This window comes from Nocardia anaemiae NBRC 100462 (assembly GCF_001612725.1).
Classification (GTDB): Bacteria; Actinomycetota; Actinomycetes; order Mycobacteriales; family Mycobacteriaceae; genus Nocardia; species Nocardia anaemiae.
The window spans coordinates 443,316-464,379 of sequence record NZ_BDAZ01000001.1 but is presented as its reverse complement, the minus strand read 5'-3'; the positions used below and the strand labels follow the sequence as shown (position 1 = coordinate 464,379).

The 21,064-nt window shown below is 63.8% G+C and carries 21 protein-coding genes and 1 tRNA gene; 14 read left to right on the top strand and 8 right to left on the bottom strand.

Annotated features, from left to right (window positions below; genetic code table 11):
- The first annotated feature begins 30 nt into the window (after positions 1-30).
- Together NA5_RS02055 and NA5_RS02050 are read left to right on the top strand one after the other, a co-directional pair.
- Positions 31-231 (top strand): hypothetical protein, encoded by a 201-nt coding sequence (locus tag NA5_RS02055; RefSeq protein ID WP_157110180.1) that lies wholly within the window; start codon positions 31-33, stop codon positions 229-231.
- A 765-nt stretch (positions 232-996) separates the two neighbouring features.
- Positions 997-1,953: a DMT family transporter gene (locus NA5_RS02050; protein WP_062981157.1), complete on the top strand. Its 957-nt coding sequence runs from the start codon at positions 997-999 to the stop codon at positions 1,951-1,953.
- Positions 1,954-2,095: 142 nt separating this feature from the next.
- Here NA5_RS02050 and NA5_RS02045 read toward each other — a convergent pair whose 3' ends face one another.
- The 4 genes from NA5_RS02045 to NA5_RS02030 form a co-directional block, all read right to left on the bottom strand.
- The gene (locus tag NA5_RS02045) at positions 2,096-2,386 is read right to left on the bottom strand and encodes a hypothetical protein (RefSeq protein ID WP_157110179.1); all 291 of its coding nucleotides are present in this window, start codon (positions 2,384-2,386) and stop codon (positions 2,096-2,098) included.
- A gap of 553 nt (positions 2,387-2,939) precedes the next feature.
- Positions 2,940-3,278 (bottom strand): hypothetical protein, encoded by a 339-nt coding sequence (locus tag NA5_RS02040; RefSeq protein WP_176580242.1) that lies wholly within the window; start codon positions 3,276-3,278, stop codon positions 2,940-2,942.
- Positions 3,279-3,460: 182 nt separating this feature from the next.
- Entirely contained in the window at positions 3,461-4,999 is a 1,539-nt protein-coding gene (locus tag NA5_RS02035; RefSeq protein WP_062981356.1) for a Rieske 2Fe-2S domain-containing protein, read from the bottom strand.
- A 42-nt stretch (positions 5,000-5,041) separates the two neighbouring features.
- On the bottom strand, positions 5,042-5,884 hold the full coding sequence (locus tag NA5_RS02030; protein ID WP_063813120.1) for a hypothetical protein: 843 nt from the start codon (positions 5,882-5,884) through the stop codon (positions 5,042-5,044).
- A 172-nt stretch (positions 5,885-6,056) separates the two neighbouring features.
- On the opposite strand from NA5_RS02030, the gene NA5_RS02025 reads away from it, so the two are divergent.
- Together NA5_RS02025 and NA5_RS02020 are read left to right on the top strand one after the other, a co-directional pair.
- Positions 6,057-6,809 carry a lysophospholipid acyltransferase family protein gene (locus tag NA5_RS02025; RefSeq protein ID WP_062981151.1) on the top strand — a complete coding sequence of 251 codons (753 nt, stop codon included), beginning with the start codon at positions 6,057-6,059 and terminating at the stop codon, positions 6,807-6,809.
- Positions 6,810-6,817: 8 nt separating this feature from the next.
- A complete protein-coding gene (locus NA5_RS02020; RefSeq protein WP_062981149.1) occupies positions 6,818-7,573 on the top strand; it encodes a lysophospholipid acyltransferase family protein in 756 nt (251 codons plus the stop codon).
- Positions 7,574-7,578: 5 nt separating this feature from the next.
- Here the strand turns inward: NA5_RS02020 and NA5_RS02015 are convergent, their stop codons facing one another.
- On the bottom strand, positions 7,579-8,349 hold the full coding sequence (locus tag NA5_RS02015) for an AraC family transcriptional regulator (protein ID WP_062981148.1): 771 nt from the start codon (positions 8,347-8,349) through the stop codon (positions 7,579-7,581).
- Positions 8,350-8,445: 96 nt separating this feature from the next.
- Here NA5_RS02015 and NA5_RS02010 point away from each other — a divergent pair, with 96 nt between their 5' ends.
- From NA5_RS02010 to NA5_RS01990, 5 genes are all read left to right on the top strand, one after another.
- Complete coding sequence (locus NA5_RS02010; RefSeq protein WP_062981146.1) at positions 8,446-9,312, top strand: NAD(P)H-binding protein; 867 nt, start codon at positions 8,446-8,448, stop codon at positions 9,310-9,312.
- Between the two features lie 96 nt (positions 9,313-9,408).
- Positions 9,409-9,484 (top strand) — tRNA-Gly (locus tag NA5_RS02005).
- Positions 9,485-9,609: 125 nt separating this feature from the next.
- On the top strand, positions 9,610-10,341 hold the full coding sequence (locus tag NA5_RS02000) for a hypothetical protein (RefSeq protein ID WP_157110178.1): 732 nt from the start codon (positions 9,610-9,612) through the stop codon (positions 10,339-10,341).
- A complete protein-coding gene (locus tag NA5_RS01995) occupies positions 10,342-10,860 on the top strand; it encodes a site-specific integrase (RefSeq protein WP_062981142.1) in 519 nt (172 codons plus the stop codon).
- 545 nt (positions 10,861-11,405) lie between these two features.
- Positions 11,406-11,972: a hypothetical protein gene (locus tag NA5_RS01990; RefSeq protein WP_062981140.1), complete on the top strand. Its 567-nt coding sequence runs from the start codon at positions 11,406-11,408 to the stop codon at positions 11,970-11,972.
- Between the two features lie 128 nt (positions 11,973-12,100).
- Here the strand turns inward: NA5_RS01990 and NA5_RS01985 are convergent, their stop codons facing one another.
- Positions 12,101-14,377, bottom strand: a complete 2,277-nt coding sequence (locus tag NA5_RS01985; protein WP_169811247.1) for a tetratricopeptide repeat protein — start codon at positions 14,375-14,377, stop codon at positions 12,101-12,103.
- A 360-nt stretch (positions 14,378-14,737) separates the two neighbouring features.
- Positions 14,738-15,133 carry a Het-E N-terminal domain-containing protein gene (locus tag NA5_RS01980; protein WP_063813119.1) on the bottom strand — a complete coding sequence of 132 codons (396 nt, stop codon included), beginning with the start codon at positions 15,131-15,133 and terminating at the stop codon, positions 14,738-14,740.
- Between the two features lie 422 nt (positions 15,134-15,555).
- Between NA5_RS01980 and NA5_RS41140 the strand changes: the two genes are divergently transcribed.
- Positions 15,556-15,972, top strand: a complete 417-nt coding sequence (locus NA5_RS41140; RefSeq protein ID WP_062981134.1) for a DUF262 domain-containing protein — start codon at positions 15,556-15,558, stop codon at positions 15,970-15,972.
- A 1,015-nt stretch (positions 15,973-16,987) separates the two neighbouring features.
- Here NA5_RS41140 and NA5_RS01965 read toward each other — a convergent pair.
- Entirely contained in the window at positions 16,988-17,614 is a 627-nt protein-coding gene (locus NA5_RS01965; RefSeq protein WP_062981130.1) for a dihydrofolate reductase family protein, read from the bottom strand.
- A gap of 479 nt (positions 17,615-18,093) precedes the next feature.
- On the opposite strand from NA5_RS01965, the gene NA5_RS01960 reads away from it, so the two are divergent.
- From NA5_RS01960 to NA5_RS01945, 4 genes are read left to right on the top strand one after another with little or no spacing between them, the layout of a single operon-like run.
- On the top strand, positions 18,094-18,417 hold the full coding sequence (locus NA5_RS01960) for a WXG100 family type VII secretion target (protein ID WP_062981128.1): 324 nt from the start codon (positions 18,094-18,096) through the stop codon (positions 18,415-18,417).
- Between the two features lie 23 nt (positions 18,418-18,440).
- Positions 18,441-18,752, top strand: coding sequence for a WXG100 family type VII secretion target (locus tag NA5_RS01955; protein WP_063813117.1), 312 nt, complete (start codon positions 18,441-18,443; stop codon positions 18,750-18,752).
- Positions 18,749-20,206, top strand: a complete 1,458-nt coding sequence (locus NA5_RS40095; RefSeq protein WP_062981124.1) for a CdiA C-terminal domain-containing protein — start codon at positions 18,749-18,751, stop codon at positions 20,204-20,206. Before NA5_RS01955 ends, NA5_RS40095 begins: the two co-directional genes overlap by 4 nt.
- Positions 20,207-20,221: 15 nt before the next feature.
- On the top strand, positions 20,222-20,704 hold the full coding sequence (locus tag NA5_RS01945) for a SitI3 family protein (protein WP_157110176.1): 483 nt from the start codon (positions 20,222-20,224) through the stop codon (positions 20,702-20,704).
- The last annotated feature ends 360 nt before the right edge of the window (positions 20,705-21,064 follow it).

The window sequence follows — 21,064 nt, the reverse complement described above, 5'->3', positions numbered from 1 at the left end:
AGCGAGGCGTCGGGATTGCGGTTGTCGTCGGTGACCCGATCAACGATCGTGCCGGTCGCGATCGGTGCGGCCTTGTGCAGCGCCGTACTGACCGGCATCGCACGGTGGACGATCGCGCACGTCGCGCATCCGACACCGGTAGCCGTGGGCCTGTCCGGCGATCAGGTCGCGCCACGCCCTCGCGCCCGCGATTCCGTCCCGTCGTCGAGTCGCAGGATCAGCGCAGGGTAGCCGTTGACGAGGGCAGTTGCGCGGATCTCGCGGTGGGGTTCCGAGCGCGGCGGGAAAGCTCGCTACCGCACCAACTTGCTTGGTGGTTCCCCGCCACGAGTCGCTGAAATCGAGCTGCAGAAGGTGCTCGACAAGGCCATCGCCAGGGGCACCGGGAATGCCCGCCGTCATCGAAACCTGACGATCGCTCGGACGCCCGCCGCATACGGCATTGCAGCACGCCGCACCCGCAAGGCGGCCGAATGCTGGTCTCGCATATCTAGTGATTGTCTCGCATAGCTTGTGGCCTATGCGAGGTCATCACTAGGTGTGCGACAGCCCTGGCGGCGCTGGCGCGCGCCGCATGCCATAGGCGAGGGCGGGGTGAAGCATGTGCCGAGGTGTGCCTGGTTGTCGCGCCGTGACGAGCAATGCTCGGTGCCGTGTGTCCGATCCGAATAGGTGCACGGCCTTGTCAGCGAACGGAATTAGCGTCGCGGTTCGTCTGCGGTTGTGGCAGGACGGTCGCTCGGGTCGATGCCGTCGGGCTCGTGAGTGAGTCTTCCGGTGAATGCCGCGTGGCGGCTCGGCTGGTTGGGGGAGCGGGCCGACTCGGTCGATGGGGCAGCCGCAAGACGCACATCGGAGGAACAACCTTCGGTCAATGTGTGCGCGGGCGTTCGTGGTCGAATTCAGCGCTGCGATCTCCAGCGATGGGTGGCTGATGTACGGGACGGTGTGTTGTGGCTCGGTCGGGGATTGCGGGGGTGGCGGTACGGTGCGGGGATGGTGGCGCGGGCGAAGGTGGGGTTGGCCTTCGGGTTCTGCATCGGGGTCGGGGTGGCGGTGCAGGGCCGGATCAATGGGGCATTGGGGGTGCGGTTGCAGGATGGGATCGCGGCGGCCTGTATCAGTTTCGGCCTCGGGCTGGTGGTGTTGCTGGTCGCGTTCGCGGTCAGTCCCTGGTTGCGGGACGGGCTGGTGCGGGTGCGGCGGGCAGTGGCCGATGGTGAGCTGCGTCGGGTGCAGTTGTTCGGTGGGCTCTGCGGAGCGTTCTTTGTTGCGTGCCAAGGACTTACCGTTGCGGCGATCGGAGTCACGGCTTTCACCGTCGCAACGGTCGGCGGCCAATTGCTGAGCAGTCTGGTGGTGGACCGGCTCGGGTTGGCGCCGAACGGCCGCACTCCGGTCACTGTCTCGCGCGTCGGCGGCGCGTCGCTGGCCATGGTCGCGGTGCTGCTCGCCGTTGCGGGACGGTCCGGTGCGCCGGTCGGTTCCGCGGCAGTTCCCGAATGGCTGCGCACCGGCCCGACCGCTGTGCTGATCCTCTTGCCCGCGCTGGCCGGAATCGGACTGGCCTGGCAGCAGGCGGTCAACGGTCGCGTCGGCGCGGTCGGCGGCCCGTTCTCCGCCACCCTGGTGAACTTCGGTATCGGCACCGCGGCCCTGTTCGCCATCGAGGCCTGCATCCTGGTCGGCACCGGCTGTCCGACCGAATTCCCCAGTGAGCCATGGCTCTATCTCGGCGGCCTCATCGGTGTCGCCTTCATCGCCCTGGCTGCCATCACCGTCCGCTGGATCGGCGTCCTACTGCTCGGCCTGACCTCGGTAGCAGGCCAACTCCTGGCCTCGATCACCCTGGACCTGCTCACCCCGACCGGCGCCGGACTATCCCCAACAGCCGTACTCGGCTGCGCACTCACCTTCGTCGCCGTCCTCGTCGCCACCCGCTCACAAACCTGACCCCAGCGCATTTGCGGCGCCTCTACTCATCGGTGCCCTCCGCTCGCAAGGCCGATCCCGATGTGCCGCACTGCAATTCCGATAGCGCCGGGACCATGGTGCACCGGTGTGCGGCCATGCCGACGCGCCCGCGAGGCCAGCGTCAACCCGCTCCACCGCCACGCTGCCCTGAGTTGGGGATCATCGACATGTCGACTTGCACGTTCCCCGCCGAGCGGTCGCGGCGCTGCGTGCAGTAATTCCGATCACGCCGGTTCGTCAATGCGCCGATGTGCAGGCATGACAGTGCATTCGGGGAGTCGGCCGCGGCACCGCGCTCCAGCGGACGCGCTGTCCCGCGTTGCGGGGCGTCGACCTGCTTGTTCTCGCCGAGTGGTCGCGGTGCTGAACCCAATGAGCCGCTCGGCAGCTCCGCCATCTGGGTCGTTGACATGCAACTACGGCGAGGCGTTTGCGAGGACGATCCCCAGTGTCTGCCCGGCGAATCCGACAGGCTCACGTCATTGCTGCGCCGTGTGTGTGCATGACCGGGTGCGCGGGGCTGGTCTCAGCGCCCCCGCTCCGTCCAACGCGCTGTCCTGATTTGCGGGCATCGGCTGACCGCTCCTGCGGTCTTGCCCTGCGATTCCCACAGGCTCTGTGGTCGACGCGCCGATGTGGTGTCCCATGTCGCGGGGCGTCGACGTGTCACAACGACGGCTCGCGAGGCTGTCCCGAGTGTTTCGCCTGCGGGTCGGCACGTCGGGGGTATCGACGCGTCGATACGCGAGCCAGGCTATGTGGTCACGAGGGCGATCCAGCATTGTGATGGCTCGGCGCTTGGCTCGCGGGACAGGGCCAGTGCAAGTGTCGCACTTGGGTTTTCGCGGCGGGCGCATCTGGAGGGGCATGCGCCCGGACTCGGGAACACGCGCCCGGATAGGGCCCACCCAGAGACGTCGCCGCATCACCGGCAGACCTATCTCGCAGCGCTCGGATTCGTTCGGTCAGCTGCTGCCGAACCAGCCCGGCGGGAACAGCCACTGGCTCGAACCGCCGCCCCAGTCACCCCAATCGCCTCCCCAGCCCCATCCACCGTTGCCACCCCGTCCGCCGTTGCCACCCCAGCCCCCACCCCAACCACCGTTGCCGCCCCAGCCTTTGCACCCGGGCCCATAGCCAGGGCAGTGCGGATTATCTGTCTGCACTACATCCGGTCCGGTTGTCGGCATCGCCATCGCTGGAACCGCCAGTGCAATCATCGGAGCCGCCATCGCCGCTCCGATCAGTGTGATATTCGCGAGTAGTCGGCGCGTGCTGATGCCGCGCGTCTTGCTGGTGATCATGGTGCCTTCTTCCGGCGAATCGTCGCGCGGACCTGAATCGCCGATCATCGAGTTCTATCGCTATTCCCCGACGCACCTGATTGTAGGAGCCCACGGTAGTAACCACCACCACGTCAGCGGCCGAATTGCACCGAATTTCAGAACCGACCGAAAGTCGGCAAAAGACACCAGGGGGCCAATATTCAGACGAGCTTGCGCGAGCGCAGCTCATGCCCCTTGGAGGTTTTGCACCGGCCGGATTCCAGGTCCCACTGCCACCCGTGCAAATTGCAGGTGAGGGTATTTCCTTCGACGACGCCGAATTTCGACAGATCCGCCTTGAGGTGGGGACAGCGGCGCTGGACTTCCCACCCGGCCAATTCCGTTGACGCGGAATCGTCGTGCGCCTCGGCGAACCAGCCGTCTGCGTAGGCGATCCGTTCATCGGTGAGGCATTTGAAGAAGGTGTAAAGGAATTCGTTGTAGCCGCCGATGCGCCAGGCCTGGAATCGTGTGGACAGGAAAATGGTATTCACCCAGTCCGGCTCGTTGTCGCGCAGCACGGTACGCACCAGTTCCGGCGCGATCCGGAAGCCGTAGCGGTACTTGCCTTCACCCTCGATGGGCGCGCGCACCACCCGCTGGGGGAAGTCCAGCACCACGGTTTCCTCACCGATGACCAGCCCGACCGGATAGCCGATCCCATCGCAGATCAGGTCGCTCTGCTTCATGATCGGCTCGAACAGTGCCCGCAGCGGTTCCAGCAGCGGCTCGTCATCCGTCGCCCACGAAGCCTTTTCGGCCGCCAGCACCGGCGCGAGACGCTGTGCCATCAGCTCGATGTATTCGGCCTTGTTGTCGTAGATCAGGCCCGGCTCGAACGGATGGGTCAGCGAGAGTTCGGCACCGCGCACATCGGCGACCGAACCCGGAATCATCAGGATTCCGCCCTCGTTGCCATGGATCTTCATCTGTTCCAGGAACACCATCTGATCCGGGAAGATATTGCCTTCGTCGCCGCGATCGTCATTGAGATAGCGCAATTCGTCGTCGAGGAATACCGGCGGACCGGCCGAGGGCACCACCCAGGTGGCACCGACTTGTTCGATATAGCTGCGCGCCCGGTCCATTCCGCGCTGACGCTTTTGCTTACCGAAATTCGACTTGGTCCGCGCTGGAATGTCATAGACCATCGGATACCAAATCGCGCCCGAGTACTGCAGCAGGTGGATATCGATATGCCCGAACGCATCGTGCAGCACATCCATATCCACCGGACGGGCATCGTTCATATTGAAACAGGTGGTCTCGCCGTCGGAGACGACCAGCCCGGAGTCGCCGATCGGTCCGTCGGCGGGTGCGCGCAGCGCGATGATCATGATGTCGATCTCGCCGCCGGGTCCGCTCACCCGATGCTTGACCGAGTCCTCGGTTTCGAAGAACTTGTGGAAGCCGAGCTTCTCCAGTTCGCGCTTGAGATCCGGCACCGGGTAGTCCGGCAGCAGTACGGTCGCGTCCTTGTTGACGTGCTCGGCCAGATGCGCCGCGTCGAAGTGGTCGCGGTGCAGATGCGAGACGTACAGGAAATCGCACTTGCCCAGCTCGTCCCAGTCCAGCTGGGTGTTGTCCGGAAACGGGAACCACGAACCGAAGTACGCGGGGTTGACCCAGGGATCGCAAAGGATCGATCCGGCCGCGGTGCGGATGTGGAATCCGGCGTGTCCGACGCTGGTGATCTGCACGAGCTGCTCCTCCTGACCGTTACCAGCCATCCAGGGTAGTGGTTAGGCAGAAACGTCGCCGATGCAGTAGCCCTCGGCGCCCGCGGTCAGGGTGAAGGTACGGGTCTGGGTCACACCCGAGGAGTTCGTGACCGGAACCTCGACGGTGACGTAGCCCGCACGCAGCCGCTCCGAGCGGATCTCCTGATCGGTGAATTTCGTGGTCCCGGTCAACCTGCCCGGGTTGTTGGCCAGCGGCGGAGCTGTCGGACTTCCGGTTCCGTTGGGATCCCAGTTCGCCGGACTCGCCTTGCAGACCAGTGGGTACGTTCCCTCTTTATCGGAGGGATCGAGCGGGGTGCCGACGAAGCGGGACAGATAGCGCCGCACGGTGTGCCTGGCATCGGCCTCATTGGGTCCGGCCTCCGAGCCGTCCTGTGCCACCCAGGGGCAGACGAGCTGGGACGAGTTCTTGGTGGCCGCCACGACTTCGCTTCGATCGAAGGTGACGGTAGTGCCCGCGTTCTGCCAGGTGACGGTGTTCTGCGTGGTGGTCGCGGGCTGTGCGAGGGCCTTGAGGATCGCCGTTTGTTCGCTGGCCATATCGGCCACATTGCCCGGAGCCATCATCCAGCACTTGGACCGTAATTCGGCTGGCGTCGAGCCCGCCAGGACAGCGCCGAAGTGCGCGGCGACATCGGCCGCGCCGGGCAGGCCGGGAACCTCGCCGACCGGAACCGCGAACGCCTGCGCCAAAACCTTCGTGGTTGTGGTCGCGGTCGCGGCGGACGGTGTCGTGGTGGGCGCCGATGTTTGCTTCGGCTCGTCGCCGGGAATGCCGGATACGGAATCGCAGCCGGTGAGCAGGACGGCACCGGTCAACACCAGAGCACCCATGATGGCCATCAGCCCTCTCCGGTCGCGTTCGCGCGGGTCCTTCCAGTCGCGTTCACGCGGTATCGGGCGGGCGCGTTCCACTTCGGGGGTCCTCTTTCGTAGACGTTGAGCGACGGGTCAGGCGCACGCAGTCGCGGCGGCTCTGCCGGATGGGACAGTCAGCGACTACGCTAGCGGAATTGTGGAACCCGTCTACCGGACGATAATCGGGCTTGCCCGTACCGTCTTCTTCGTCGAAGGTTTGAAGTTCAGCGTCAAGGGCGCTGAACATATTCCGGCGCGCGGTGGTGCCGTCCTCGCGGTGAACCACACCGGCTACATGGACTTCACCTACGCGGGCCTGCCGGTGCGCACCCCTAAGCGGTACATCCGCTTCATGGCCAAAAAAGAGGTGTTCGACAACAGCATCTCCGGCCCGATCATGCGGGCGCTCAAGCACATTCCGGTGGATCGGTCCGCCGGGGCAGACTCGTATAAGGCGGCACTCGAATACCTCCGCAAGGGCGAGTTGGTCGGCGTCTATCCGGAGGCGACCATCAGCCGCAGCTTCGAGATCAAGGCGTTCAAATCCGGTGCCGCGCGCATGGCGATCGAGGCGGACGTGCCGATCATCCCGATCGTCATCTGGGGTGCCCAGCGCGTGTGGACCAAGGGGTTCCCGAAGCGTCTGGGCCGCACCAAAACTCCGATCTCCATTGCCGTCGGCGCACCGATCCAGCCCTATGAGCCCGCCGCCGAACTCACGGCCCAACTCCGCAGCACCATGCAGGACATGCTGCTGGATCTGCAGAAGGACTACGTGCACGAACCCGGTGCGTACTGGGTACCGGCACGTTTGGGCGGCAGTGCGCCTACCCTCGAAGAAGCTGATGCCATGGATGCCGCCGAAGCCGAGGAGAAGGCGGCGCGCCGTGCGGCCGAGGATTCGCTGTAGGGGAAGTTATGTCGCGGGAACCGGTCTATGACATTCTCACCGGCTTGGTTCGCACAATCTTCGCGGTGCAGGGGCTGCGCATCGATATCACCGGCCAAGACCGGATCCCGCGCACCGGCGGTGCCGTACTCGCCGTGAATCACACCGCCTACCTGGACTTCATGGAGGTCGGGCTGGTCGGGCGCAACTCGCGGCGCAATGTCCGCTTCATGATGAAGGCCGAACTCGAGCACGGCATCGTCGGCTTTCTGATGAAGCACTGCAAGGCGATCGGCGTCGATCGCGCGGCCGGGGCGGCGTCATTCCGACGTGCCGTCGAGGCGTTGCGGGCAGGCGAACTGGTCGTGGTCTATCCGGAGGCGACGATCAGCCGCAGCTTCGAACTCAAGGAATTCAAATCCGGCGCGGCTCGTATGGCGATCGATGCGGACGTGCCGATCATTCCCATCGTCATCTGGGGTGCGCACCGAATCTGGACCAAGGGGTTCCCAAAACAACTCGGTCGCCATCGTTTTCCGATCAATATCCGCATCGGCGACCCGATCGCGCCCGCCGAACCGACCGACGACCTGATCGCCGAAATCCGCACGCGCATGGGCGAATTGCTCGAACAGGCGCAAACCGGCTACCCGATGCCCGAAGGCGCGCCGTGGGTTCCGGCCCGCCTGGGTGGCGGTGCGCCCACTCTCGCCGAGGCCGCGGTGCTCGAGCGGGAAGAGATGGCCCGCCGCCGCGCTCGTGCGGCACAGCGGCAAAATCGCTGAGGTCGTCAGACAGACCGACACGGGGTTGGTGCGGGCACCTGTCCCTGGAAGAACTTGGTCGGTGGCACACCCATCAGCGCCTTGAAGTCCGCCGACATGTGGGATTGGTCGTAGTAGCCGTGGACGGCTGCGACATCGGCCAATGACGCCTCGGTGTTGCTCGCATCGGTGAGGATCCGGCGGACGCGGCCGATCCTGGCGAAATGCTTTGGGGAGATACCGATTCCGTCGGTGAACAGATTGCGTAGTTGTCGTTCGCTGACAGCGAGGTCGGTGGCGAGGCCGCGGACGGTGGGTGCCGCGGATATGGCGGCCACCGCATCGCGGAGCAGTTCGCGGTGGGTGCGCTGTCTCGCGTCTTCGGAGATGCGTTGTGGAAGAACCTCTTCCAGAAAGGGCAGGACCTCTTCCGTTGGCAGCGTGGCTAGTTCGTTCGCCAATTCGGCGGCGACACCGGGGAGTTCGGCGAGACGGACGACACGATCGGCGAGATCGGCGGCGGGCACGCCGAGCAGTTGGCGGGTGGCGCCGGGGGCAAGGCGCAGCCGGGCGCAGCCAGCGGGTTTATCGGGCTCGGAGTACGAGGCGCGGGTCTGCGGGCCGAGCACGAATACGTCGGGGCGGTCGGCGCGCAACACGATGGTCGTCCCGGCGTGCGGCACATGCGTGAACGGCAGGGACGCATCGATTGCGGCGGGGAAGCGGCCCAGCTCGGTGATCCACGGACGCAGCGATTTCGGTGCGGACACCGTGGCTTCGATCAGGTCTACCTGCATGGCCACCACCGTAAGCAGCTCACAGCCGGATACAGCGCCCGCAGCCGTGCCGAAATTTCCTATCGAACCGGGCGGCACCGGCGGCACGCTTTTCTCATGATCGTCATCACCGGTGCCACGGGCACCATCGGCAGTGAAGTCGTCCGTCAGCTGGCCGCGCGTGGTGTGCCGGTGCGCGCGGTGACGCGGAATCCGCAGCGGGTGCCCGCCGAGGTCGAGGCGGTCCGAGGCGATTACCGCGACCCCGACTCGATGGCCGCCGCGATGACCGGCGCGGACGCCGCCTTCCTGGTCGGTGTCCTAGGCCCCGACGATGCCGAAACCGATCGCGCGCTGGTTCGCACGGCTCGCGACGCGGGCGTCCGTCGGATCGTCAAACTCTCCGCCATAGGTACCGGCGATCCGGAACTCGGCCGCGTCGGCACCTGGCATATGCCCGGCGAGCAGGCCGCCAGAGAGAGCGGTCTCGAATGGACGATTCTGCGTCCGTCGAGCTTCGCTTCCAACACATTGAGCTGGGCCGATGCCATCCGATCCGGCCAGCCCGTGCCGAATCTCACGGGTACCGGCAGCCAGGGCGTCATCGATCCACGCGACGTCGCCGCGGTCGCCGCCGAGGCTTTGCTGACGCCCGGCCATTCCGGACACATCTACACCCTCACCGGGCCTGCGCTGCTCACCTGCGCAGACCAGGTCGCCACCCTGGCGACGGTCCTCGGTCATCCGCTGGATGTGGTCGACGTGCCGGAAAACGTTGCGCGCGAACACATGATCTCGTCCGGCATGTCCCCCGAATTCGTCGAAGGCGCACTGGCGGGCCAGGCCTACATCCGCGCCGGAGGCAACGCGACGCTCACCGACGACGTCCACCAAGTCCTGGGCCGCCCACCCCGCAGCTACGCCGAATGGGCCACCGACCACGCCTCCTCCTTCCCGCGGTTCGCCGACTCGAGCGCTCCCTGATCCGCAACGGCCAATGCCCGATTTTCATTCGGACGCGGTGACGGACTAGAGTTCTCGAGGCACGCCGTCGCGGCCTCCCGGCCCCGACAACCGCATGCGGATGTAGCGCAGCTGGTAGCGCATCACCTTGCCAAGGTGAGGGTCGCGGGTTCGAATCCCGTCATCCGCTCCACGAAAACACCAGGTCAGTAGCGTGAGCTACCCTGGTGTAGACGTGTATGTCACCACTTGTGTCACCACGTCACCAACAAGCGGTCTCAACGGCTTCTCAGGGCACCCACCGGCTCTGGAGGCTTCATGCTCACACCCCGCCCGCGACCCCGTAGAAACGGGTCGATCGCTTGGCAGGTTCCGTTCCATTACTACGACGAGACCGGGTGTCGACGGTCGACCTCGGAGACTTTCGACGATTTCGAGGCCGCGGTGCGCTGGTGTGAGCTGGCCGAGGTGGTCGGTGTCGGCGAGGCGCGCAGGATCCGGGAGATCCAGCTCGGTGCCGGAGTGCGGTATACGACGCTGGTCGAGTGGTTGCGTAAGTACACCGCGCGGTTGACCGGTATCGAGGAACGCACCCGCGCCGGCTACCTCCGCTACATCGATGTCGACATCGAACCGTTCTTCGGCTCTTCGCTGCCGATCACCGCGTTCAATCAGGATCTGGACGCGGCGTGGATTGTGCATTTGGAGCAGGACAGGGGCAACGGCGCGAAAACCATTCACAACAAACACGGATTTCTCTCTGCTGGTTTGAACGCGGCGGTGGCCGAACGACCGTCGCCGTTGATCCCGTACAACCCGTGCCTGGGGATCCGGTTACCGCGCCACGACGCGCCGGAGCTAGACATCTTCGACAACGACGAATGGGAGCTGTTCGAGCAGTTGATGCCGCCGCGGTGGCGTCCGCACGCCGAGTTCAACCTGGTCTCGATGGCGCGGCCCAGTGAGGTCACCGCCATCCAGATCCGCGACATCGACAAGCGGACCGGCGATGTGCGCATCAACAAGGCGTGGAAGTACCTCGGCGGTTAGATGAAGCTGGGAAAGCCCAAGTCCTCGCGCGGCATTCGCACCATCACGGTTCCGCTGGAAACCCTCGAGCGCTTCGACCTCGACCGGCCCAGTGATGAGCTGCTGGTCCACACCAGCAACGACACCCCGATCAGCGCGGGCTACTTCTACGCCAAAGCGTGGGTCCCCGCCATACGCCGCCTGCGCGCGCTCGCCGACGGCAATCTCGACCCGTTTGGCCCCAACGCCCAATGGAAGGGCGCGGATCCGGACTACCTGCTGGAGCGCTTTGCCGACGCGATCGCCTCGATGCGCCACAAACGGCTCACCCCGTACACGCTTCGGCATACCGGCATTTCCTGGAAGCTCCAGGACGGCGTGCCCTTGTTCGTCGTGTCCCGCGACGCGGGACACAAGTCGGTCAACACCACCGATGCCCGCTACGGCCACAACGACCGCCGCGCCAGCGCCGCAGCCGCACAGGTCATCGCCAACCGGCTGCCCCGCGCCCGCGCCGCGATGCTGCGCACCGTCGCCTGAACGAGCTGATTCGAGTACTCCACCTGTCCACCAGGATTCATTTCATGACCGCATTGTCGGAATGAAATGAAATGGAATGAAACGGAATTCCATGTTGCTGAAAGCCGTCAACCCACACACCACAACCACCGATACCCCGGCGCGATGCCAGTTCCCCTTGGACAACGGCGGCACATGCGACACCGCCGTCCCGACCAGTGGCAGACCGGGCGCACCGCGCAAATACTGCGACAACCCCGACCACACTGCGCAGAAAGCCCTGCGCCGCAAGCGCAAAGCCGACGACAAGACCGCCAAACGCGTGGAGCAGCGCCCGTTGCGTCCAGTCACCGACGGCATGAATGCCCCTCGCCGATCTTGTCGACCGCATCGAGCTGACCCGCGCAGAACTGGCGGCCATGCTGGTCGACGCCGGTGAACTGATCGCTGAGGTCACCGACCCTGCGGTTATCGACCGCTAGATCGCTGAGGTTCGACGGGACGCGACCGTCCGCATCGCCGCCGCCGAACAGGCTCGCGCCGACGCGGAGAAAGCGGCCACGGCGATGGCGCGTCGGTTCGAACGGGCGGTCGAAGTCGAGGAACTGGCCCTGGCCGCCGCCGACGAAGCCACCGAGGAAGCACAGCAGACCAAAAACCTTGCCGCACAAGCTGCTACCGACGCACAAGAACGCATCGCCGAAGCAGAAGCCGACCGCGACCGGGTATACGAGGAAGCCGAAGCGGTCCTGAAGGAAATGCGCGCACACCTCGACACAGCCCGCGCAGCACAAGCCCACGCCGAAGGCGAACGAGACGCCGCGCTCACCAACGCCAAGACCTCAGCTGAGGAGAACGCAACCCTGCGACAGCGACTCGACGACCAGGCCACCGAACACCACCATCAACTCGAACAACGCGACATGGAGTACTCCCGCGCCATCACCGCCGCCCACGCCATGGCCGACCGCGCCGCCCGCGAACACCGCGACCACGTCACCGAGATCCTGCGCACATACGGCGGGCAGATCAGCACTATCCATGTCGATCCTGACGCCAAACCGAGTGGGGGCGGTGCCGATCTGTATGGCCTACAACATCAGTCGACGACCGAAGACTCGAGGGTGGACTAGGTTCGGGCCCCCGTTCCAGCATCGGTTTACCGCACTAGCGACTGAGCTCGGCGCAGGCATTGCGACAACGTCAATGGCAGTACCCGGGGTGCAGTGGCGGGGGACCGGTGTCGGATGGTGACGCTTCGTCAGTCGGGGCAAAACGGCTTCTCGTGCTGCCCCGCCTTTGACAACTGGAATACGAGGCTGGCCAGTGATCGGGCGAAGTTGCGTTCGTCGGCGGTCTGATCCGCCGCAGTCCACCGGCGAAACAGGAACATGGCCTCTGCAGTCGGGGCGAGCGCATCCGTATGCTGTCCTGACGCCGATAACCGGAATGCGAGGCTGGCCAGTGATCTCACGAGGCTGTGCTCATGAACAGCCGGGTTCGCCGCGGCCAACCGACGAAGCATCGAGACGGCTTCCTCAGCGAGGGTGACTGCCTCCTTGTGCCTTCCCGCCTTCGACAACTGAGCTCCGAAGTTCTCCAGCGATCGGGCGAAGTCGGGTTCGTAGGCGGCGGGGTTGGCCGCGGCCAACCGGCGTCGAATGTCGAGGGCTTCCTTGGCCGGGGTGAATGCATCCTCGTGCTGTCCCGCCTCCGACAATAAAACTCCGAGGTTGTCCAGTGATCGGGCGAGGTCGGGTTCGTAGGCGGCGGGGTTGGCCGCGGCCAACCGGCGTCGAATGGCGACAGCTTCCCGTGCCGTGGCAAACGCATCCTTGAGCTGTCCCTTCTCCCGCAACAAGACTCCGAGGTTGTCCAGTGATCGGGCCAGGTCGGGCTCGTGTGCGGCCGGGTTGGCCGCGGCCAACCGGCGTCGAATGGCGACGGCTTCCCCCGTTGGGGCGAGTGCTTCCTGGTGCTGCTTGACCGCCGACAACGCGGCTCCGTAGTTGCCCAGCGCTTGGGCAAGGTCGGGTTCGTAGGTAGCCGGGTTCGCCGCAACCGACCGGCGAAACAACGAGACGGCTTCGTCGGCCGGGGCGAGTGCTTCCTGGTGTTTCCCGGCCGCCAACAAGAAGATTCCGAAATTGGCCAGTGCCCGGGCCAGGTTGCGCTCGTCAGCAGTCGGATTCGCCGCAGACACCGTGCGAAACAACGCCACGGCGCCCGCGGTTGCATCGAGAGCGATTTCGTATTCCCCGACGCTGGCCATTCGCGCGCCGTAGTCGAGTGCGGTGACGCCGAGTTCGCTGGGGTCGGTCGTGCTAGCGATCCGGTAGGGCAGCAATGCGGCGTTGATAGCGGCTGCTGCGATGTCCAATTCGGTGTGTCTTTGCGGTAAGGATGCATCGATGGCGGCGAGGGCTGCTGCGTCGAGCCCGGGTAGCTCGACCAGGCGCAGCAGCGCATAACCACCGGCATCGATTGCGATCCTGGGATGTTGGGGCAGGAGTGGGTTGAGCACGGTCTCAGTGATGTGTCGGGCGCGGCCAGCGGCCTCGATGAGCACTATCGCCGCGTGTTTGGCGTGGTCGGGCGTGGTCGGTTGCTCGTGTGAATCGGAATAGGTGAGGAGGCGTTCAGGCACCCGGGCTGCCCACGGATCACCTGAGGAGGCGTCGGTGGGGTCCGGGATTGTGCATGCGATGAAGTCCTCAGCCAGGCGGTCCGGTAGGAGGGGTTGTAGTGCGGTAGTCGGCAGCAGGGGCGGGTAGCAGAGGCGGTGGTCATCGATCAGCTCGCTGATGTTGGCCGGTTCGATCCCGAGGCGGGTGAGGATCGTGGCGGCTTGGTCGTAGGCGACAGCGCCGGTGAGGGCGGCGACGAACACGACACGGGCCATCTGGCGGGGCGCGGTGGTGATGCGATGGCGGTCGAACATAGTTGTCCAGTGGTCGATTTCGCGGTCGAGCAGATATCGCGAGAGCTCATCTGCTCTGCCGGGCACGGTGGTCCGGCGGGCTGTGGCGTCGATGACGACCAGTGCGGACATCTGCACCGTCAAGGTCAATTCGTAGGCGGGATCGGCTAGCGATCCAACCGGCTCGAGCCGGTGCGGGTCGGCCACTCCGAGCAGTTCCGCGAACCGGTCACGGGCTGCCTCGAACATAGCGCGGCGGTCGGTGACACCGGTGTGGGTGAGTCTGTGCTCGTCGAGGGCGAAATCCAGTTTGGTCAGCGGGTTGGCCAACGCACGCCACCATAATCCCGACGGCCGGGCCAGCAGCAGCACCCGCACTGGCAAAGGCGCGTCCGTGGGTGAAATAGGTTGGGTGGCGACGAAATCGCGCAGCAAAGACTCGAGATCGTCTCGCGGCCACCGTTCGGCGTAGTCGACGATCAACAGCAGCCCCGGCGCCGTGACCGGGACTGCGGACGACGCATGCGTGGGTTCACTGTGATGGTGTGCGACCGCGACCGCCCAACCCGCGACCTGACTGTCGTGTGCGAACTGCATTGCCAGCCGCGTTTTACCCATGCCACCCGGACCGTGCAGCAGCCGCACCGCGTGCGCAATGGTCGCGGTGTCGCGCCATGACGCTAGCTCTGCCAGGTCTCGGGCACGGCCTGTATAAGGTACGACCTGAAACCTGGCTCCTAGCATCGCACTCACCCCCAGCTCATCGGCTGGTAGCAGCGGAGGCTCGGTAAGCCCTTCGGTCCAGAACCGTTCCGCGCGAATCGATACCGTCACGAAATAGTTGGTTTGACTGGCGTGATCTCCGATCGCCCCGATATTTGCGCCCGTCGCATGCACCACCGACTCGACTGGTTGACGCCGCTCCTGGGCCTTTCGTTGCTTCTTGGACACCGTCAGGCTCCCGACAATCCCCGAGAGTCAGTTCTGGGCCGAGGGGGTACCGAAAGTATTGTGCTGGCGAGAGTGGTCACCGATCGCCCCGACATTGGCGCCCCGCGCATCGACCGCATACTTGCCGGCCGAACTTCCCTGCGGGTCAGTCAATTCCAGTAACCGCCGTGCAGCGGCTAGTACCTGCTCATCACGATCAGCGCCACCTTCGCTCAGCATCGTGAGCAGGGGAACCTGCCAGGTTTCAGGATCGGCCTCATACTCATCCACCACCAACTCCGCCCGCGGGTTCGAACCGATCCGACCGGTCACCAAACCCTTCAGCCCTCGATACGCATCTGCCACAGCTGCTGAAGCCGTCTCACCCACCCCCTTCAACGCTCCCGCAGCCAACGCCGCCGCGATCACCGTCAACGGATCCACCCCACCGACCTCCTAAAGGAGAGACAACTTCAACCGAGACACGTCCCAACTGAACCAGGCCACAACCGGGCAAGCAAGAGGCCATAACAACAACGGCGAGTCTGGTTCGCGCGAGCCGAACCCATCGACACCCGACCTCACCCAGCTTATGCCGCATCGAACATCCGGTAATCGGCTATTTCAGGATGTTCGGCAGTGGCCCCGGCGCGGTGCTCACCGCCAGGGCTGTTCGGCTTCGGAACCGGACGGGGCCGCATCGACCAGGGCGGGCAACCCAGACCACTGCAGCCGCGGGCAACGCCTGGACTAAGGCTCGTGGTCTCGCTCGAACGGACGGCATGGCGCGGGGACTCGTTGTTCAATGCTATTTGGGTCTGTTCGCAGGCCTAGGCAATCTTGACCGAGCGGGATGGGGGCCAGCGATGCGGGCAGATGAGATCACCGGTGAGATGTTCAGCCTGAAGAAGCTGTTCGAGGGCTCGATCACCTACACGATCGACTACTATCAGCGCGAATATGCCTGGACCGCACAGGATGTCCGGACTTTGATCACCGACCTGTGCGACGAGTTCGATGAGGCGTACGACTCTCGTTTCGGCCGCCGCCACCGGCATCAGTTGCCGCCATATTTCCTGGGGCCCTTCGTCTATTACGAGACAGACCGGAAGCGGCGGTTTCTCGTCGACGGTCAGCAGCGTTTCACCACGTTGCACTTGATCTTCATATTTCTGTATCGGATGGTGGACAATGCGGATCGACAGATCCAGGACATGCTCAATCGTGCTATTCGAGAGTTCGACCCCTCGGCCGCAGTTCCGGATTGTGATCGAAGAGCGTGAGCAAGCCTTGGACGCCTTCTACCGCGGACTGCATTATGAGCTGCCAGCGGGCGCGTCCCTGTCGGTGCGCAACCTGGTGAGCAGGGCTGTGGACGTCGAGCAACTGCTCCGGGAACGAGTCGGCGGCACGGCATTGAGCGGTTTCGTGAGGTGGTTGCTGAACGACGTTGTCCTGGTGGGGATCCGGGCTCCGAGTCGAGACAATGGTTTCCGGATCTTCGAGACTATGAATGACCGGGGCGCTCGACTCACGTCGGTTGATCTGCTGAAGAGCTTTCTACTGTCGCACGTCCGCCGGGATGAGGAGAAGCTGAACATCCGGTGGCGGACGATGCTTGGCCAGCTCACAACTGTACGGGAAGACCACGACGCTCCTGCGAAGTTCATCAAGGCGGCTCTGATCGCGAAGCACGCCCGGTGCGGAAATCTCGCACATGACATGGAGGAAATCAATACATCGCCCAGTGTGTGGGTCCAGGAGCAACGCGAAGCGTTCGGGCTTGCTGAAGAGGGCGACAGCTACTTCCAATTCGTCGATGAGCTGATCCAGCTTGCAACGTTCTATCGGACGTTCCTGCACGCTACGTGCCGTCATTTCGATGAGCTGGAAGCGATCTTTTTCAACGAGGCCAATGGGCTGAGTAGTCAGATGATAGGCATCCTCGCCGCGGTTCGGCCAGACGACGGGCTGACGATTGCCAAGGACAAGGCGAAGCGGATCGCCAACTTTATCGATCGCTGGTACGTGACCCGTGTCATTGACGATCAGCCGACGCTGCTTCCGGTGCAGGCGTGTACGGCTCGTCGAGTTCGAGTGCGATACCGGACCAGTGCGCGATCGCGCACGTCGAGCTTCGGGGCTCGAGCTACCGCGCGGATGGTGTCGATCGAGGCTGGGGTTGTCGATCGACCGGCTGACCGTGATCGGGAATCAGGACGACATCAAACCGGTGCGTGTCGCCACCTCCGTCACAGTGATGGCAAGTCGCGATGTGGCGGCCTGGCACGGTTCGGGTTACATCTGGCCGTGGTGAACCGGGCCGGCTGGTTCGTAGGTGCCCAGGACGATGCCGAGGTCGGTCACGGTGAGCTCGACCGGGCGCATCGTTGCTGGGAGGATGCCGTCGTTGAACAAGCGGCGACCGGAGCCGAGCAGTAGCGGAAATGTCATCAGGCGGAAGCAGTCGACGAGTTCGTGCTGCAACAGTGTCTGGAGCAGTTTGCCGCTTCCCCAGATCTGCAGTTCGTCGCCGGGTTCGTCCTTGAGTGCCTGCACGGCCGCGACGAGGTCGCCGGTCAGGAGGTGAGCGGTGTCGGGGTGTTCGCCGCGCCAGGTGGCATCGGCTTCGCTGAGCGAGTTGGACAAGACGTATTTGGGCAGCGAGTTGATCGCCGTGGCAATGGTGTTGTCGGGGTCGGTTTGATCAGGCCAGTAGCCGCGGAAGATGTCGAAGGTTCGGCGTCCGAACAGGAACGCGCTGGCGTGGCTGTTGAGTTCGGTGACGAACTCGCCGACGACTTGGTCGGGGAAGGGGGCCTGCCAGCCGCCGTGGGTGAAGGCGTCGCTGGGATCTTCCTCGGGCCCGCCGGGGGCCTGCATCACGCCGTCGAGGGTCAGGAACGTCTGAACGGTGAGCTTCATATGAATGCAGACGGAGCGGCGCACTAATTCTGAGCGGCGTCACGTGGGAGGGGCGGAATCTTTTGCGCTCCAACGATGTAGATCACGATGATGCAGGCCGAGCCGGCGGCAACCTGGGACGAGGACAAGATCGCGGCGAAGCAAGTGTCCGTGACGAGGCGGTAGCACGGTTGTGTACGGAGTTGGCATCTGCCGAAGCTCCACCGCCCAGACACAATTCGTATCGGTGTTGACCGGTCATCGTTTTCAGCTGTTGACGGCCCCAACATATGGTGCGCTGCCCACGTACCGGCGGTCTTCTCGCATGCGGTGCCCCGTTGGTTGAGTTCGCCCATGACGACGGGATCTCTAGCAGTTGTGGGTCTGCGGTTGTGGGCGACTGGCGCGGCGGCTACCAGGAGGCGCCCCCAATGACTTGGGATTTATCGAGCGGTATGACTTGATGTAGATTCGCAGTGTCCTTGGCTTGGGGAGGTTATGTGGCGCAATCGAATTCCTGGGATGGAACGTTCGATGTCGCTCCAGCCGAGGTCACCGATGCTGGTCGTTACGTGCAACTGACAGCCGAGGAGTTGGTGAACGGGCTCCGCTCCATCGACGCCGATGTCAGCAAGTTGCTGGAGAACTGGGTCGGCAACTCCGCTACCTCCTATCGCTCCGGATGGGAGGAGACCCGCAAGGGCGCGGAAACCATCCTGGAGGCGTTGGCGACGTTGGCTGAACTTCTCGGCGTGGTCGCCGAGACACACACCACGCTCGACACACAGCGCGCCGCCGGCACCAGTTCATTGGATTTGCCGTAAGGCGTTGGGGGAGGAAGAAATTCATGGCTGACTCGTTCCGGGTGGATCTGACCGAGCTCGACGACATCGCTACGCAGCTCAAGGGGTTCGTCGGGTTCCTCACCGAAAGCGTCTCCGGCATCCAGCAACGCACAGCCGCATTGCAGTCCAGCTGGAATGGCCCCTCCGCCACTGCCGCCAACGAGGCGTTCACCAAGTGGGTGACCGGCGCCCAAGAGGTCGCCGAGGGCATCGAGACCATGCGCACCGCAGCCACGGCCGCGCGGGACCGCTACCAGGCCGCGATCACCACGAACCTGCAGATGCTCGGCCGTAGTTCGGGCAGTCGGTCGTGACGGTCCTCGACGTCTCGGCCCAGACCTATTACGACGCCGCCGACATCTGCGCCAAAGCCTCCTCGGGATACTTCGAGGCGTTCAAGGCCGCGATGAGGTCTTTCGGCGACACCACCAACATGGCCGGCAGTGTCGGCGACGGTATGAAGTGGGCCGAGTCCTATGACCAGCAATGCAAAGACATCTACACGATGTCCATCGACATGGTGCTGGCGCTTGATGGCTACGCCCAGGTACTCAAACAGGCCGGCTACAACCATGCCCTTGCCGACCACGACCCGAACAGCGGGCAACCCGAGCCCACCGCTCCTAATCTGACCCCGTCGTTCACTCTCTCCCCGCAAGAGCTCGTCTCGCTGCTGGTGCCCCCTTCTGCGGGCGGACCCGGCCGCGGACTCGTCGACGACGGCCTCGACTTGGCCGTGAAAGTCGGCATTCCTATTCCCGATGGCGACACGGCCAAGCTCTCACACTCGGCCGATGTCTGGAACAACCTCGCCACCAACGGCACAGTTACCGCCACTCCGGGTGAAATCGAACGCGCGGCCGCCCTGTTTGAACAAGTCACCTCCCCGGACGCGAACTTCATCGATGAAGACCTCCGCGAACTAAAAGCTGCCGCAGGCGATCTTGCGGGCGCCTATGGCGAACTCGCCCAAGCCTGCCGGGACCAGAAAAAAGCCCACGACGACATGCGCGACGCGCTCGTGCAACTGGTCAAAGACCTCGCCGTAGAGCTCGCCACAGAAGTCGCGGTTGACCTCGTCTTCGCGGCGGTCACTTCCTGCGTCAGCTTCGGCGTCGGCGCCGCGGCGGTGGCCGCCAAAACCGCGGTCAAAGTAGCGAAGATCATCGAAAAGTTCGCCGACCTGATCAAGCGTGCCGTACAAGCGGCGAAACTCCGGGCTGCGGTCAAGATCGAGCGGGCAACCACCAAAACCAAAGAATCCATCCAGCGCATCAAAGAACTCTCAACCAAATTGGTCGAGAAGCTCAAGAGGCCCTTTACCAAGTCAGATACAACCAAACCCTCCGGTACCCATGACCCGAACGCTACTCCTGGTGGTAGAAGAACGCCGATAGATCCCAATGATAAGGATCCGGCAAACATTCGCGCCCTCACGCGCGAGAACGAATCCGCCGACGCTCTGGCCAAGGGCGGATACAAGGTCGAGCAGAATCCTTCGGTACCTGGTAACAAGAATCCAGATTACAAGATCGAGGGCCAAATATTCGATAACTATGCACCAACGACCGGTAACGCGAGGAATATTGCATCGACGATCGAGGGGAAGGTAACCTCCGGGCAGGCCGATAGGATCGTGCTGAATTTGTCCGATAGCAGCGTCGACGTTACGACGCTTAAGTCTCAGCTTCGGGACTGGCCCATTCAAGGCCTTAAGGAAGTACTAGTTATCGACAGTGGTGGTAACATTGTCCCCTTCTTCCCCTGATGATAGGAGGTTTGAGTGTCGCTGTGCTACATCTTCAAGATGGCAATTCCAGCCTCTGTTGATGACTTCGCCCATACGGTGATCGAGGTCGCTAAGAGCAATGAAATCATCGATACGGTGCCCACCGCAGAGTTTCTAATTCGCCAGGGAATTCTAACTCGGTACGGAACTTGGATTCGTGTTGCCGTGTCGGTGCCTTCTCGCTGGGGAGACCCGGTCAAGGAGGACTTTGGTTTCACTCCGACCGTGTTGGTGCGATTCGAGTACGGAAAGGATACGCCAACCTCGGCTCAAGGCGACGACATGGTCAGAGTTGTCTCGGGCTTGCTCGAGCGCATCGACGGTGATGCCATTCTGTACCTGGAGGACTCTGAAGGCGTGTGGCTACTGCGGCGAAATGGCGATTTGAGCTTGAAGTCGGATGAGCTGGTTTGGGATCACACGCGCTTGGCCATGATCAACTTGCCATATCGACGCGAGGATTTTCACTTCAGTTAACATGAATCTCTCTTATTGCATAGCACTGCAATAAAACGGCGAATCAAAATTCCCCGCTTGACTCGGCCGACAATTCCTCAGGGGATCACACGGGAACGGGCGCACTCACCGTGGCCGCAGCGCTCATGCTCCATGCCTCATCAAGTACCAGGCCGAATACATCGACGTCGACGGACCGGACAAGCCCGAAGCGCTGAGCGGAGATCGTGGTTCAGGGCGCGCCCACTGTACGCGGCGACCTGCGGGTGGTACCCAGATCGTCTTCATCGTCGCTCCCGACGGCTCAGTCGTGACCGGCTATCCCATCGGGGGTGAAGGGGTTGTCAGGAACGACGCGAATGGCAACCCGATCAAATAGGC